The organism is Deferrisoma sp. (genome assembly GCF_054681715.1).
On the sequence record NZ_BAAHFQ010000080.1, the window covers coordinates 1 to 14656 of the forward strand.

Below are 14656 nucleotides of genomic sequence, written 5' to 3' on the forward strand. Positions count from 1 at the left end.
GCCCGCATCGCCAAGCTTGAGGTGCTCTCGTCGGCGCCCCCGAGGGACGTGGCCGCGGTCACCGGGCTCGAAGAGGAAACCTGCCGCCACCTCGTGGCCACCGTGGCCCGGATCGCGGAGGCCCGCAAAGCCGTGGCCGGGGTGCGCTACCCCTCGGAGTGGGCGGCCGTGCTCGCCGCCGCCCGCAAGGAGCTGGAGCAGGCCCTCTCCGGCCCGGAGGGGGACGTGGACGCCGCGGCGCTCCGGACCGAGGCGGTCCTGGTGGAGATGGGCCGCAGGGCCGAGGCCGAGGAACTTCGGGCCGAGGCACCGGCCGCCTGGCCGGCGCGGGTCCGGGAGTTGGAACGTGAACTCCGGAAACCCACCCGGGCGGAGGTGGAGGCTCGGAGGAGAAACGGCGCGCCCCTTTCGCACCTCGACCTCCGGGGACTCGACCTCTCCCACCTGGACCTCCGCAAGGCCGACCTTTCCGGGAGCGATCTGCGCGACGCGGACCTCGAGGGCGCCGACCTCACCGGCGCGCGGCTCCTCCACGCCGATCTGCGGGGCGCGCGCCTCCGGTCGGCCCGCCTCGACGGCGCGACCTGCCGCCACAGCCGGTGGGCCGGGGCCGATCTGGCGGGGGCGTCGCTCCGGGACGCGGACCTGCGGGGGGCCGACATAGGGAGCGCCCTTACCGAGGGGGCCGACCTCTCGGGGGCCCTGCTGCCCGGGGCCCGGAGGGCGCCCGAGCCGAAGCAGGAGCCCGAGCCGACCCCGGTCCCCGGGGCGGCACCGCCGGAATCCCGAACGCCCGCGCTGCGGCGGCGGGCCCCCTGGGTCCTCGCGGCCGCCGCGCTGGGGCTCGCGGTGGCCGCGGCCGGGTGGATGGCGGCGAGCCGGAGCCCCGTGGAGCCCGTCACCGCAGGACCGCCGTCGCCGGAGCCGGAGGTCGCCCTCCAACCGCCGGGAGCCGCGGCGGAAAGCGAACGGGCTCCGAACGGACCGGCAGCCCGCGGTGCGGCCAAGGACGTCCCCGCTCTCGCACCCCCACCCGTCGGGCCGGTTGGTTCGTCCCCGACACCGGTCGTCCCGGAGTCTCCCGGGGGCCGTCCTTCGGAAACCGGATCGGACCGGACCGCCCCGGCCGAGGGAGCGCGCCCCGTCTCCCCCGGGCCCCGGCCTGCCCCGGCGGAGCACGACGCCTCCCCCGCTTCTCCCCCGAAACCGGCGCCCCGATCGGCCCTGAAACCGGAACGGCGCCGCCAGAGAACCGCCCCGGCGGCGCCCCCCCGGCCCACGGCCGCACCCCGGCCGCCGAAACCGACCGGCGTGGCGTTTGCCGACCCCGCGCTGGAGGCGTGCGTGCGCCGGGCCCTGGGTCAGCCGGGCGGGCCCCTCGTCCCCGCCCTCGTGGCCCGCCTCCGCAGCCTCGACTGCGCCACCCCCGAGGGGGGGGATCCGGACGTCCAGGACCTCCGGGGCATCGAGGCGCTGACCGGACTCGAGCGCCTCGACCTCTCGTTCAACGCCATCGCGGACATCGGGCCCCTGGCGGAGCTCCGGAACCTCCGGGAACTGCGGCTCACCGGCAACCGCATCCGCGACATCTCCCCCATCGCGCGGCTACCGGCCTCGTGCGCAATCGACCTGCGCCAAAACCCCATCGCCGACATCACCCCCCTCCTGCGCCGGGGCAACCGCTGACCCTCGGGGTCGCTTGAAGCCCCGGAAATGGGCGTGCTATAAGGCCCTTTTCCGCGGAGGAGCCGCCATGAGACCGTTCCGAGCCCCGATCTTTTTTCTTTTCGCCGCCCTGATGATCCCGCCCGCGGGCGCCCGGGCCCAGTACGACCTGCACCTCCACGTGCCGGAAAGGTCGTTCTCGACCCTGGGGCTTCCGCTGGCGACCGCCGGCGTCAACGGCTTTGCGGCCGACGGGGCGAACCGGATGTGGGTGGCCACCCCCAGCGGCATCACGGCCCTCGCCCCGGCGGCGGGCGCAGACCCGGCCCAACCCGCCACCCTGTTCGGCCGGGCCACCTTCTTTCCGTTTCGGCAAACCGACGGCCTCCTCTCCGACACCGCGACGGCCGTGGCCTTCGCCCAGATCGGAAACGACGAGTACTTTTTCGCCGGGTTCACCATGGGCCTCCAGTACGGCCGGGTGCTTTCGACCTCGGGGCTTTCGCTCCCCCAAGACGCGACCCTGTTCCAGGGGCAGGACGACGCCCAGCGCGTGAACGACCTCGCTTCGGCGGGAACCCAGCGGGTGTGGGTGGCCACCAACGCCGGCCTCCGGGAGTGGGACGTGTCGGGCCAGGCCCCCCAGGAGACCGCGGACAGCCCTTACTCCGACGGCGATGCGGTTTCAGCCGTGGCCGTGCCCCCGGGTTCCCCGACCACCGCCGCCTACCTGGCGGGGGGGCAGGTGCGACTCGTGGACTCGGGGGGCACCCCGACGGCCCTCCAACTCCCCGGCGGGATCTCGGCCCTGGTGGATCTCGCGTTCGACGGGGACGGGAACCTCTGGATCCTGGGAGAGACGAACAACCAAGTCCTCGTGTGGTCCTACGGTGCCGCCTCCTTGGTCGATCCCCCGACGGCCACGCCCGGCGTCACTTCGGCCCTGCCCGACAGCGTGGACCCCGGGGAATCCCGGGCCCTCGCCTTCGACGCGGTGGAGGGGGCGGTGTGGGTCGCGGCCGGGGGGGAGGGCGCTTGGTTCGCCCTGTGGGATGGCGCGGTCCTGTCCGACTGGGAGCAGGCGGCCGACGGCAACGGAACCCCCGTGCCGTCCCTGACCAAAACCACCCTGGAGGTCTTCGCGGACCCGGCCGGGAACATCTGGTTCGGCACCGACAAAGGGGTCGAGGCCCTGGTGGCCCGGTTCCTCTCCATCGACAACACCCGGTACCTGGGGTTCGGCACGACCGCCCGGGTCATCGTACTCGACGTAGCCGCGGCCGGGAGCGGCGCGATCCAGGTCCAGGTGAACGGGGAGGACAAGGAGGTTCCCGAAACCGAGAATCCGGGGGTGTTCAGCCGGACGCTTCGGTTCTCGGAAACCGCCGGGCCCGACGCCATCCAGGTCTCCAGCACGGCTGAGGACACCCCGATCGAATTCCGGTACGAGTACGACGCGAACAGGGCGCTGGTGGCCCGCGCCTCCTGGGCCAACATCGAGGACTTCCAGGACGACCTGTGGATCGGCGGCCCGTGCTTCCTGGAGGTTCTGGGCCGGTGAAACCGCGCGGGGCGGCGGCCGCGCTCCTCCTCGCCCTCGCGGTTCCCGCGTGGCCGGCCGACGAGGCCCCTCCTCCTCCGGGCACCACCATCCGGCTGGAGCGCACCCTCTCGGTGGAGCGCCGGGGGAACCGCTCCGTGTTCGTGGAAACCCGGGAGATCCAACCGGGGGAGAGCCTCTGGAGGATCCTCCGCACCGAGTACCGGGTGGACGCCGAGGCCTTACCGACGTTCGTGGAGGCGTTTCGGGAGCTCAACCCCGGCGTCGACCCCGACCGGCTCCGGCCGGGCCAGCGGGTGAGGGTGCCGTTCAAGATCGAGGAACGCCTGGCCCCGCAGGAGGAATCGCCCCGGGAGCAGACGTACACGGTGCAGCCCGGGGACAGTCTATGGAAGGTTCTCACGCAACGGTTCGGGGTCACCCGCGACGAGATGCCCCGGGCCCTGGAGGCGGTGGCCAAGGCGAACCCCCGCATCCGGGACCTCAACCGCCTCTACGTCGGCCAGCGGCTCCGCATCCCCGCTGAGCTCACGAGTCCCGACGGCGCCGAACCCGAACCCGTTGAGATCCCGCCCTCCCACACCACGGTCCTCGGGCTCCTCCAGGAACTGGGCTGCCGGGTCACGGACTCGGGAGAGACCTTTCTACCCCTGGGACGGGGCCGCACGCTCCGGCTCCCCGCGACGGATTTCCCCTTGGTGACCGGGCCGTCGGGGGCGAGGGTGCTCCTCGACCCGGCCGAGCGTCTGGCCCCGGCCCTGGCCGAAGAGGTGGGGCGAACCTGGGGATACACGGTGGTGCGGGGGGTGGACCCGGATCCCGAAACCCAGCTCGGGCGGCTCCTGCCCCACCTGGGGTTCCACGAGCTCACCGAGGGGCCCCGCACGGTGGCCCTGGGGGGCGGGGCCGAGCTTTGGATCCTGGCCCGGTGGACCGTGGTGCCCCGGCCCGAAGACCTGTGGGAGGGAAAGGTCCACGTGTTCCTGCGGGCCGGCGGCGAGGTGCTGCCCCCGCTCGCGGCCGAGGTGCGCCGGCTCGGCATGGAGCTCCACCGGCTCGGCGCCGCCCTCCCGGCCCGCGCCGGTGAGGAGCCGGGCGGGTTTCGGCCGACCACCCTTTCCATGGCCGACCGGGCCGCCGGCGCGGCCGCGCTCTTATCGGCCCTCGGGGTTCCCCACCGGGTGCGGCCGGAGCTCGACCTGGACCTCGCCGGCGGCGTCCGGTACCGGGTGCGGCCGGAGCTTTGGTTTCGGTGGTCCGGCCTCGATTACGCCGTGCCCCCGCCCGGGGCCGGTCGGCTGGAGGATCTGCTCCGGCGTGCCGGGTACTTCACCGTGCGGTGGCCCGAGGGCGTCTCGGACCTGGCCGTGCTCCGGGACATCTTGGCCCTTTTGGGCGTGCCCCACGCCGCCACCACGGTGGAGGCCCCGGCCGGCCAGGCCGTGCGGCTGCGGGTACCCGGCCTCGTGATCGACGACGAGCGATTGACCGGACGACTCTACCCCGCCCGGGCCGCCGGGGAGAAGCTGTTCCTGACCGAGGCGAAGCTCTCGCCCGCCCTGTGGCCGGTGCTTCGGGCCGAGGGGCTCCTGCCCTGGGTCGTGGAGCGGTGAGCCACCCCCGGGAGTAGATCATGCCTTCCCACCACCCCACCCCCATCGACCAAAAGATCCTGTCCGCGGAAAGGCTCGTCGAGGAACTGGCCCCGCGGCGGGCCTCCGGCGAGACCGTCGTGTTCACCAACGGGTGCTTCGACATCTTGCACCCCGGACACGTGCGCTACCTGGAGACGGCCCGGGCCCTGGGGGACTGCCTGGTGGTGGGGCTGAACAGCGACGCCAGTGTGCGGCGGCTCAAGGGCCCCACCCGGCCCGTGTGCACCCAGGAGGAGCGGACCACGGTGCTCGCCGCCCTCGCCAGCGTGGACTACGTGGTGGTGTTCGAGGAGGACACCCCCCTGCGGCTCATCGAGGCCGTTCGCCCCGACGTGCTCGTGAAGGGGGGCGATTGGGCGCCCGAGGCGATCGTGGGCCGCGAGGTGGTGGAACGGCGCGGCGGCCGGGTGGTCACGATCCCTGTCGTGGAAGGAAAATCCACCACCGGCATCGTGGAACGGATCCTGGCGATGCACGCAGATGCCGGGACGCGCGGGCGGTAGAACGGGGGGGCCCAACGCCGTCCGCCTCCCCGCTTCCCAGCCTCCCAGCTTCCCCGCTTCCCAGCCTCCCAGCCGCCTAGCCGCCTAGCCTTCCGGACACCGGATCGCGTCGCGGGCCCTTGGAAAATCAAAGGCATCTTCCCCCCTGTGGTAGCCCCGATGGCACCGCCGGCAGGTCGCGGGCGGGGGCGAGCGCACGATGTTCCCCCGGCCGCGGTGGTTCACCCCCGGCCCGTGGCAGGCCTCGCAGGCCACGGTGGGCTCGGTGAACGCGCCCCCCTCCCGTACCATCCGGGTGGCGTGGCATTCCAGGCAGGCCGGATCGGGCTTCTTGCCCCGGAGCGGTCCGTACGCCCTGGCGTGGGGGGTGTTGACCCAGTTTCGGTACGCCCGGGGGTGGCACCCCCGGCACCCGGCCGAACCCGTGTGGGTGGCCCGGGCTGCGGGGGCGGCGGGCCGGGGAGGCACCGGCGGGGGGCTGCCCGTGACCCTGCGCACCCACCCGGATACCTCCGGGTCCTCGGGCACGCCCGGCGCGAGCGGCACGATGCGGTGGGTGAACCGTGCCCGGGCGGTCGCCAGGCGCTCCAACGCCGCCCGGGCCACCGCGGCCTGCCGGTCCCACGTGTTTCGCACCGCGGGGGCCGTGTCAGGCGGGGCGTTTTGGAGCTCGGCCTCGGCCGCGGCGAGCCGCGCCCGCCAGATCTCCTCCTGGGCCCCATTCACCGGATCGCGCCACCGCCCCAGGCTCGCGGCGTCGGTCTCCAGCACCCCCAGGAACCGCCCCCGATCCCCCGCGTGGAGGATCACCGTGTCGCCCACCACCGGGGGCTCGGGAAGGTAGGGGTAGGTTCCCCCGCCCACCAGAAACGCGACCCCGGGAACCCGCTTCGCCAGATCCTTTTCGGCCTCGAGCCCGAGGTTCGAGAGCACGATCACGGTCTCCACGCCCCGGCCCCGGAGCTCCCCCAGCGCGGTTTGAAGGGCCTCGGCCGGATCGTCCACCCGGATGCCGAGGCGGGCGTCGTCACCCGGCGAGGGCCGGGTGAGGCCCACGATCCCCACCTCGCCGGCCCCCCATCGCGCGATCCGCCAGGCCGGAAAGGTCCGCCGCCCCTCGGCGTCGAAGAGGTTGGCCGAGACCCAGGGCACGCCCCATCCCCCGGCCAGGGCCTCGAGGAACCCCAACCCGGCCGCCAGGTCGAGCCGCCCCACGTTCACGGCGGCGGCCCCGCAGCGCACCAGCACCCGGGCCACCAGGGCCGCCCGCTCCCGAAGGGGCCGTCCCGGCTCCCCGGCCGGCACCGCCGGCGCGCGGAAGAGGGCGTCCCCGGCGTCCACGTAGAGCAGATCCCCGGTCTTGCGGAGTTCCGAGATCTTCGCGGCTCTTCGGGCGAGACCCCCGAACCTGCCGCTCTTTCACCCGCAGGGCTCGATCTCGCCCCGGACGCCCGAGGTGTAGGCGAGCAAAAGAGTGGGTTCCCGGCCCGGCACGGCACGGGCCGAAACCGTCAGCGCGAGCGCCACCGCCAACACCCCCCCGGTCAGCCGTCCCAGCGTCATGTGCGTCTCCCGCGAAAAAGAAGCCCCAGCCCCTTCGCCTTTTGCCGTTCGTCCTCCTGGTCGAGGCGCCGCAACTCCCGCAGGGCGTCGGTGTGGCGCGGGTCTCGCCGCAGGGCCTCCCGGAACGACCGTCGGGCCCCGGCCGCGTCGCCGTCCAGAAGCGCCAGCCGGCCAAGCCGAAACCAGGGCTCGGCCGCCCCGGGAAGGAGTTCCGCAGACCGCTGGAAGAGGGCGCGTGCCTCGGCCAGGGCCCCGTCGCGGCCGGCGGCCGCCTGGCGTAGCCGCGCGAGCCCCAGGTGGAGCACGTATTCCCCCTCGTCGGGGTTTACGGCGAGCGCCTCCTCGAAGGCCCGGGCGGCCTCGTCCCACCGTCGCCGCCGCAACAACTGCCGGCCCTCCTGGAACCGGGCCTCGGCCGAAAGGATGTCCTCCGCGTCCCTCGACTCCGGCTCGGCCCCCTGGAGGAACCGCAGGTACTCGTCCCGCCGGGCCTGGGTCTTGATGGCGTCGTAGGCGGTTTGGACCAACCGGAAAATCTCGCCATAGATGCCCTTGAGGGCCTCGGGCTCCCCCGGCGAGAGGACGTCGGGGTGGTAATCCTTGGCCTTCTGGAGGTAGGCGTGGCGGACCGCCTCGTCCGAGTCTCCTACCCGCACCCCCAGCACCTGGAAATAGTTGCGACGCCGTAGGGCGTCGAGCTCCCGGCGCGCCCTACGCACCCGTTCCAGGTCCGCGAGATCCAGGTCCTCCCCCTCCTGGTCCGCGGCCCCCAGCAGACCGTAAACCAGCAGGTAGTACAGCACCCGCACCTCGGCCTCTCCCTGGGCCTCGGCCAGCAGCCGCCCCAACGGTTCCCCATGGCGGCGGCGCACGATGTGGAGAAACTGGAGGTGCCCCCGCTCCAAACTCACCCGGGCCGCCAGGTCGAACAGATCGCCCCTCAGCCCAATGGGGATCCCCTCGTAGGGGGCCAGGGCCGCCGTCACCCGTTCGTAGGGGTACCGCCCCAACACCCCCTCCCACACCAGGCGGTCCACCTCGAAGGGGGGGCCCGGGACCTCGGCCGGGGGCGTCCGGAACTCGCCGACCCGGAACTCCCCCTCGGGCCAGGAGAACACGTCGAGGCATTTCTCCCAAAGGTTGTGCCGCAGCGCTCCGTGGAGGGCGTCGGGGTGGATCGCCCCCTCGGCCACCAGGAACTCCCCGAGCCGCCGGCGCTCGGCCTGCATCGCCTCGAGGCCCCGCCGGTAGAGGTCCTCGTCGATCATCCCCTCGGCCAAGAGGAACCGGCTCAGGGTTTCGGCCAACCGGTTCGAAAGCGCGAACACGACCCGGCCCTCCCGGAAGAAAAGGGTCTTTCGCACCCGGCCCATCCGAAGGTCGAGGCAGGCGTCGGCCCGGTTCCGAGCCAGGTCCCGGAGCACCGCCGGGAGTTCCACGGCGGCCAGGGTGCCCGACGAGGCCGTCCCCTTCCCGTTTCCAAACAGGGGTGCCACGTAGGCCGGCCGCTCCCGGGGCGACAGCACCTGGGACAACCGGGCCCGCACGGAGGGCAGGTGGAAGGGTTTGCGGAAGAAGTCGAGGGCGCCGAGCTCCCCCACCGCCTCGGCTCGCACGTCGGCCTCCCGGAACACGGCGCTCATCACGATCACCGCGGCCTCCCGCCCCCCCCGGAGCGCCCGGATCCGCCGTAAAAGGTCTATCCCCCCCTTGCGGGGAAGGAGGAGGTCCAGGAGCACCAGATCCGGCCCCACCTCGAGGAATCTCTGGTACCCCTCCTCGTCCGTGAACGCGATGAGCGGTTCGACCTCGACGCCCTCGATCTCCCGGAGCATCTCCACGAGGAGCCCCTGGGTCCCCGGGTCGTCATCCACGATGAGCACTCGTTTCCGCATGGGCTGTTTCCGCTGGGCGGCCGGACGGCGAGGCGGCCTGGCCGCGAAGATCCTGGAAGGCTCCCGTAGGCCGCGGCGCGCGGCCCGTTCACTAGAACACTATTACTCCGGCGGCTAAATAGCCACGGCCGGGGGCATGGGGCCTGCTGGAGCGCCGGGCGTGGCTCCTACAGTCGCTGCATCCGGCACTCAGCCAACGACTGGGACCCTTCCGGCCAAACGGACTGACGAAAACACCCAGAGTTCCCAAATGGTTCCATCCATCCGGCTGAGTGCCGGATGCAGCGTAAGCCGGATGCCGCACTCACGCACGGCCGGAAGCAGGCCCCATGCCCTCGCGATCTCCTTGCGCGCCTGTATTGACGCCGGGTTAATAACTTCTCCGTTTCGGCCACAAGGTGAATCGCCACGGTCTGGGCCAAAGGACCGGGGACCGAGGACCGGCGACCGTAGACCGAAGTTCCTTGGAATCCGGACTCCTTGTCAGGGGCTACCCTGCAGGAGGCCCCATCTCCGGGGCCGAAGGCCGCAGGGCTCAGACCGATCTTACCGATCGTCCGCCCGGTCGAGATCCATGAGTTTCGCGTACACCGCCCGGATCCGGTCCCTCCACCGCCCCACCGACTCCGCGAGCGCCTCGCCGGAGGGAAACCCGAGGCCCCGGGCCAGGTCGGCCAGGGTGTCCGGGTCCCGGGGCAGGAGATCGGTGGGGCGCTCCGACAGGATCCGGAGCCGGGCCTCCACCCGCCGGAGGAACCGGTACCCCTCCTCCAGGACTTCGGCGTCCCCGGCCGACACGGCCCCCCCCTGCCGAAGCCCCTCCAGGGCGGCCAGGGTGGACGGGCTGCGGGCCGCCCCGTTCCGCCACCCGTGAAGAAGCTGCTGGGCCTGCACGGCGAACTCCACGTCCACGAGGCCGCCGGGGCCGGCCTTGAGGTCCAGCCGTCCCCGCTCCTCCCGGGCCACCTCCCGCTCGATCCGCTCCCGCATGGCCGCGATCTCGGGCCGGGGGTCCCGGGCCGGAGGGCCGGCGTAGAGCACCTCGTCCGCGATCTCCCGCACCCGGCGTCCCAGCTCGGGGTCTCCCGCCACGGGCCGGAGCCGGATCAGGGCCTGCCTCTCCCAGGTCTGGCTCTCCCCCCGATGGTAGGCCTCGAACGCCTCGAGCGAGGTCACCAGGGGGCCCGCGTTCCCCGAGGGCCGGAGCCGCGCGTCCATGCGGAACGCCACCCCCTCGCGGGTCCGGGTGTTCAGCGCCGTGATAAGCCGCTGGGCGAGCCGGGCGAAGTACTCGGCGTTCGAGAGCGGGCGGCCCGCCCCCCCCGTGGTCTCGCCCATCCCTTCGTACACGAACACGACGTCCAGGTCGGAATGGTAGTCGATCTCCTCCCCCCCGAGCTTCCCCATGCCGAGCACGGCGAACCGTGCCTCGCGGCCGTCGGCCAGGAGGGGTTTGCCGTGGCGTTTCCGGAGGTTCCGCCCCGCCCGGGCGAGCGCGGCGGCCAGGCACGCCTCGGCCACCCGGGTCACCTGGCGGGTGACATCCTCCGGCGGGAGGTCGCCCCAGAGGTCGTGGAGCGCGATCCGCAGGAACTCGGCGTTGCGGAATCGACGAAGCGCATCCAGGGCCTCTTCGTCGTCCATGTCCTCCAGGGTCGCCATCAGCTCCCCCACCAGATCCTCGGGCGACCGGCCCTCGGGAGCCCCGGGGCCGAGCACGAGCTCGTCCAGGAGCTCCGGGTGGTTCACCAGGTACCGGGAGAGGAACCGGCTCGTCCCGAACAGCTGCACGAGCAGCCGGGCGGTGGCCGGGTTCTCCTCGAGGAGCGCCAGGTACGAGGCCCGGGCCCCCGAGGAATCCAGAAACTCCCCCAGATACTCCAGGGCCTGGTCGGGGTGGGGGGACCGCCGCACCTCCGCGAGGAGCCGCGCCCCGATGCGGCCCAGGATCCGGCGGCTGCGGGGTGAGGGCGGGACCCGCCCCCCGGAGCCCCGGAGTCGCTCCAACCCCTCCCACGCACGGCCCGGGTTCCGGAACCCGGCCGCCGCCAGGCGTTCCAGGCCTTCTTCGCGCTCCCGCAGGGCCAGGAGCGCCTGGGCCTCGGCATCGTCCCCCTCCTCCCATTCGCGGCTTGCCCCGTGCATCAGGCGGCCGTACTCCCCGTGGACGTCGACCCGAACCTCCTCGAACGCCTCCTCCAGGAGCCTCACCCGGTCGGGGCCGTCGAACCCCATGCGGCGGGCCAGGGCCCCGAGTTCCTCGGGATCGGCCGGCAACCGATGGGTCTGGCGGAAATGGAGCGCCTGCACGGCGTGCTCGAGGCCCCGCAGGAACCCGTAGGCATTGGCCAGTCGCCGGGCGACCTCGGGCTCCACGATGCCGGCCCGGGCGATGCGCTCGAGCCCCTCCCAGGTGGTTCCGCCCCGCACCGCCGGGGTCCGGCCGCCGTGGATCAACTGGAAGGTCTGGACGAAAAACTCCACCTCCCGGATGCCCCCCCGCCCCAGCTTGAGGTCGTGGCCGCCCAACCGCCGCGCCGCGGCCCGGTCGATCCGGGCCTTCATCTCCTTGAGGTCCTCGACGGTGGTGTAATCGAGGCTGCGGCGGTACACAAACGGCTCCACCTCCCGCAGAAACCGCTCCCCCAACGCCCGGTCGCCGGCCACGGGCCGGGCCCGCAACAGCGCCGCCCGCTCCCAGGTCTGGCCCCAGGACTGGTAGTAGAGGACCGCGTTTTCCACCGAGTGGGCGGCCGGGCCGGTTCGGCCCTCGGGCCGAAGCCCCAGGTCCACCCGGAACACCCACCCGTCCGGGGTCACCCGGCCGAGGAGCTCCACCACCCGGGAGACGATCCGCGAAACGAAGCGGTCGGCGTCCGGATCCTCCCCCTCGGTGTCGTAGAGGAACACGAGGTCCACGTCGGAGCTCAGGTTGAGCTCCCGCCCGCCGAGCTTCCCCATGCCCAGGGCCGCGATCCGGCGGCCGGGGGCCGGACCGGCCTCGGCCCAGGCCACCCCGAGGGCCGCGTCCACCGCGGCCTCCGCGAGCGCGCTCACCTCGGCCGCGGTCGCGGGCACCGGCGCGAGCCCCGCGGCCTCCCGGGCCACGATCCGGAGCATCTCCTCGGCCCGCACCCTGCGCAGCGCAACCTCGGGGGCCTCTCCCGATTCGAGCGCCGCGTCGATCCGGCGCCGGATGTCCTGGGGACCCAGGGCCCGGGTCAGGTCCGGCTCCAAAAGTCGCAGCGCCAACTCGGGGCGCCGGCGCACCCACCGCCCCACCTCAGGGCTCGCCCCCAGGGCCCCCGCGAGTGCGGCCGCGGCCGAAGAGGGCCACCGCGCCGGGTCCACCCCCCTGTCGCGCAGCGCTTCGAGCCCCTCGTCGGCCCACCGGGGATGGGCGGGGACGAGGGGGCTTCGGCCCGGGGCGGATTCAGGGCTCATGTCGTTGGCATCCCCTGCCGATTTCTGGATATGATGTCGAGCCTTTCCCGGGCCCCCCGGGGGCGCAGACTAGCCGCCGGGGCTCGGCCGGGTCAACGGAGATCCCACACCCCATGGCCTACACCACCGAAAGCCTGCCGTTTACCTGGGCCGGATCCCGGCGCCCCGAGCTCGAGCCCGAGCTCGGGGCGGCCGGGTTCTCCCCGGCCGCCGACGCCCCCGCCCTCGTGCTGGTGACCGCGTCGGGGGCCTCGGTGCCCGAGCGCGTGCGCGAGGCCCGGGCCCGCTGGCCCGAGGCCCTGGTGGCGGCCGTGGTGGAGGAACCCGGTCGGGTGGCCGAGGCCGTGGCCGCCGGGGCCCACGAGGCGGTTTCGCCCGACGATCCCGAGGCGCTTCGGGCCGCTCGGTTTCGGGGCCTGGCCGAGCGGGCCCGGATGCGCCAGATGCTTCGGGAGCAGCAGGAGGCCACCGGAGCCCAGCTCGCGGCCTATATGGAGCAGCTCCGGGCCAGCCAGGAGAACCTCCGGGACCTCTACGACGAACTCGAGGAGCACACCCGGGGCCTCGAGGCCCTGGTGGAAGCCCAGCGGGTGTTCGTGAAGAGCCAGGTGCCCGGCGAGATCCTCGACCATCTGGCCGGGGCCCTGGAGAAGATCTTGCCCGGCGCGGAAACCTCCCTGGTGCCGGAGACCGCCGGACCCGCGTTCCGCCCCACGCCCCAGGCCTGGACCGAGGCGCGGGTGCCGGTGGAGGAAGAACCGCCGATACACCTCCGGGTCCGGTCGGCCGGGGGCCGGTCGTTCGGCTCCCGGGAGAAGGGCCTCGTGGAGCTCTTCGCGGCCCAGGGGGCGGAGGCCCTTCGCCGCAGCCGGCTGTACCAGGCCCTGAGCGTGGGCAAGGACGAGTGGGAGCGCACGTTCGATGCGATCCCGGACACCATCGCGATCCTGGACCGGGAGTTCCGGATCAGGCGGGCCAACCGGGCCCTGGCCCGGCTGGCCGGGGTTCACCCCCGGGAACTCATCGGCAGGCGGTGCCACGAGGTGCTCCACGGGGGGGCCGGGCCGTGCTCGGGCTGCCCCGTTCCCGGGGTGTTCGAGGCCGGCCCGGATGCCCCGCCGGCCGAGACGGAGCTGCGCTGGAACGGGCGCACCTACCTTTACCGGGCGTGCCCCCTGGTGGGCCCCTCGGGCGAGGTGGTGGCCGCCGTGGCCTACGCCCGGGACGTGACCCGGGAACGGGAACTCGCCCGCGCCGTGGAGCGGCACGAAAAGTTCATCACCGTGGGCCAGATCGCGGCGGGCATCGCCCACGAGATCAACAACCCCCTGACCGCGGTGTCCTCCTACGCCCAGCTCCTGGAGATGCGCCTGGAGGAGCCCAAGCACCGGGAAGGGGCCCGCCGGATCCGGGAGGGCGTCGACCGGATCCACCGGCTCGTGCGAAACCTCATGAGCTTTGTGCGGCCCCGGGACGAAGGGGTGTACCCGGTGGACGTGAACCAGGTGGCGGCCGAGGCCCTTTCCTTCGCCCGGTACGACCTCTCCCGGGGAGACGTCCGCCTCGTGGAAGAGCTGGCCCCCGATCTGCCCAAGGTGCTCGGGAACCGCGAGGAACTGGAGCAGGTGTTGCTGAACCTTCTGACCAACGCCCGCGACGCCGTGGCCGGCCGGGGGACGATCTGGGTCCGGACCGGCTCGTCCGGGGCCGCCGTGTGGGTGGAGGTGGAGGACGACGGCCCTGGCATCCCGCAGGAGCATCGGGAGCGGGTGTTCGAGCCGTTTTTCACGACCAAACCGGCCGGCAAGGGCACGGGGCTGGGGCTGTTCGTGGCCCTGGGCATCGTGCGCCGGCTGGGCGGAGAACTGAGCCTGGAACCCCGCGCCCCGCGGGGCACCGTGGCGCGGGTCCGGCTGCCTGCGTTTCGAGCCGGGCCCGAGGGGAGGGCGGCGAACCAAGAACCCGTCTCGCCGTCTGAAGGAGCAAGCGCGTGATGGAGGACGAACGGACCCACCGGCCCCGCGTGCTGGTGGTGGACGACGAAGAGGACATCACCGGGGTCCTGGCCGACATCCTGGAGGAGCAGGGCTACAGCGTCGACGAGGCCGCCGACGGGGACGAGGCCTGGGAGCTCGCCCAGAAGGACCCCTACGACGTCGTGGTCACCGACCTCAAGATGCCCCGCATGGGCGGGCTCGAGCTCCTGCGGGAAATCCGAAAGGCCGGCCACCCGTCCATCGTGATCATGATGACCGGGTTCGCCACGGTCGAGACCGCCATCGAGGCCCTGAAGATCGGGGCCTACGACTACATCCTCAAGCCGTTCAAGGTGGGCGAACTCATCCAGGTGGTGAACCGGGCCGTCGAGAA

General features: G+C 73.1%; 10 protein-coding genes. 6 read left to right on the forward strand and 4 right to left on the reverse strand.

All coding sequences use genetic code 11. The features are described 5' to 3' along the window. From ACY0I8_RS11460 to rfaE2, 4 genes are all read left to right on the forward strand, one after another. Positions 1 to 1686: pentapeptide repeat-containing protein (locus ACY0I8_RS11460; protein ID WP_461394858.1), on the forward strand; the 1686-nt coding region annotated here is incomplete at its 5' end. 67 nt (positions 1687 to 1753) lie between these two features. Then, positions 1754 to 3226, forward strand: coding sequence for a hypothetical protein (locus ACY0I8_RS11465; protein WP_461394859.1), 1473 nt, complete (start codon positions 1754 to 1756; stop codon positions 3224 to 3226). Continuing rightward, on the forward strand, positions 3223 to 4839 hold the full coding sequence (locus ACY0I8_RS11470; RefSeq protein ID WP_461394860.1) for a LysM peptidoglycan-binding domain-containing protein: 1617 nt from the start codon (positions 3223 to 3225) through the stop codon (positions 4837 to 4839). Before ACY0I8_RS11465 ends, ACY0I8_RS11470 begins: the two co-directional genes overlap by 4 nt. A 20-nt stretch (positions 4840 to 4859) precedes the next feature. Continuing rightward, positions 4860 to 5384 carry a D-glycero-beta-D-manno-heptose 1-phosphate adenylyltransferase gene (gene rfaE2 / locus ACY0I8_RS11475; RefSeq protein WP_461394861.1) on the forward strand — a complete coding sequence of 175 codons (525 nt, stop codon included), beginning with the start codon at positions 4860 to 4862 and terminating at the stop codon, positions 5382 to 5384. A gap of 84 nt (positions 5385 to 5468) precedes the next feature. Here the strand turns inward: rfaE2 and ACY0I8_RS11480 are convergent, their stop codons facing one another. The 4 genes from ACY0I8_RS11480 to glnE form a co-directional block, all read right to left on the reverse strand. Further along, positions 5469 to 6725, reverse strand: coding sequence for a multiheme c-type cytochrome (locus ACY0I8_RS11480; protein WP_461394862.1), 1257 nt, complete (start codon positions 6723 to 6725; stop codon positions 5469 to 5471). Between the two features lie 78 nt (positions 6726 to 6803). Further along, on the reverse strand, positions 6804 to 6947 hold the full coding sequence (locus tag ACY0I8_RS11485; protein WP_459940901.1) for a hypothetical protein: 144 nt from the start codon (positions 6945 to 6947) through the stop codon (positions 6804 to 6806). Beyond that, a complete protein-coding gene (locus tag ACY0I8_RS11490; protein ID WP_461394863.1) occupies positions 6944 to 8842 on the reverse strand; it encodes a DUF4388 domain-containing protein in 1899 nt (632 codons plus the stop codon). The genes ACY0I8_RS11485 and ACY0I8_RS11490 overlap by 4 nt, the downstream gene beginning before the upstream one ends. Positions 8843 to 9388: 546 nt before the next feature. Further along, positions 9389 to 12286: a bifunctional [glutamate--ammonia ligase]-adenylyl-L-tyrosine phosphorylase/[glutamate--ammonia-ligase] adenylyltransferase gene (gene glnE, locus ACY0I8_RS11495; RefSeq protein ID WP_461394864.1), complete on the reverse strand. Its 2898-nt coding sequence runs from the start codon at positions 12284 to 12286 to the stop codon at positions 9389 to 9391. Positions 12287 to 12399: 113 nt separating this feature from the next. Here glnE and ACY0I8_RS11500 point away from each other — a divergent pair, with 113 nt between their 5' ends. Both ACY0I8_RS11500 and ACY0I8_RS11505 read left to right on the forward strand, forming a co-directional pair. Then, positions 12400 to 14280: a two-component system sensor histidine kinase NtrB gene (locus ACY0I8_RS11500; RefSeq protein ID WP_461394865.1), complete on the forward strand. Its 1881-nt coding sequence runs from the start codon at positions 12400 to 12402 to the stop codon at positions 14278 to 14280. Next, the coding region (locus ACY0I8_RS11505) for a sigma-54-dependent transcriptional regulator (RefSeq protein ID WP_461394866.1) at positions 14280 to 14656 on the forward strand (377 nt) is incomplete at its 3' end. The genes ACY0I8_RS11500 and ACY0I8_RS11505, both read left to right, overlap by 1 nt.

What these genes read in the sequence shown, in the direction of transcription:
- ACY0I8_RS11485 (WP_459940901.1), bottom strand. Translation starts at nt 6,947, where the DNA reads ATGACGCTGGGACGGCTGACCGGGGGGGTGTTGGCGGTGGCGCTCGCG.
- rfaE2 (WP_461394861.1), top strand. Translation starts at nt 4,860, where the DNA reads ATGCCTTCCCACCACCCCACCCCCATCGACCAAAAGATCCTGTCCGCG.
- glnE (WP_461394864.1), bottom strand. Translation starts at nt 12,286, where the DNA reads ATGAGCCCTGAATCCGCCCCGGGCCGAAGCCCCCTCGTCCCCGCCCAT.
- ACY0I8_RS11465 (WP_461394859.1), top strand. Translation starts at nt 1,754, where the DNA reads ATGAGACCGTTCCGAGCCCCGATCTTTTTTCTTTTCGCCGCCCTGATG.
- ACY0I8_RS11500 (WP_461394865.1), top strand. Translation starts at nt 12,400, where the DNA reads ATGGCCTACACCACCGAAAGCCTGCCGTTTACCTGGGCCGGATCCCGG.
- ACY0I8_RS11490 (WP_461394863.1), bottom strand. Translation starts at nt 8,842, where the DNA reads ATGCGGAAACGAGTGCTCATCGTGGATGACGACCCGGGGACCCAGGGG.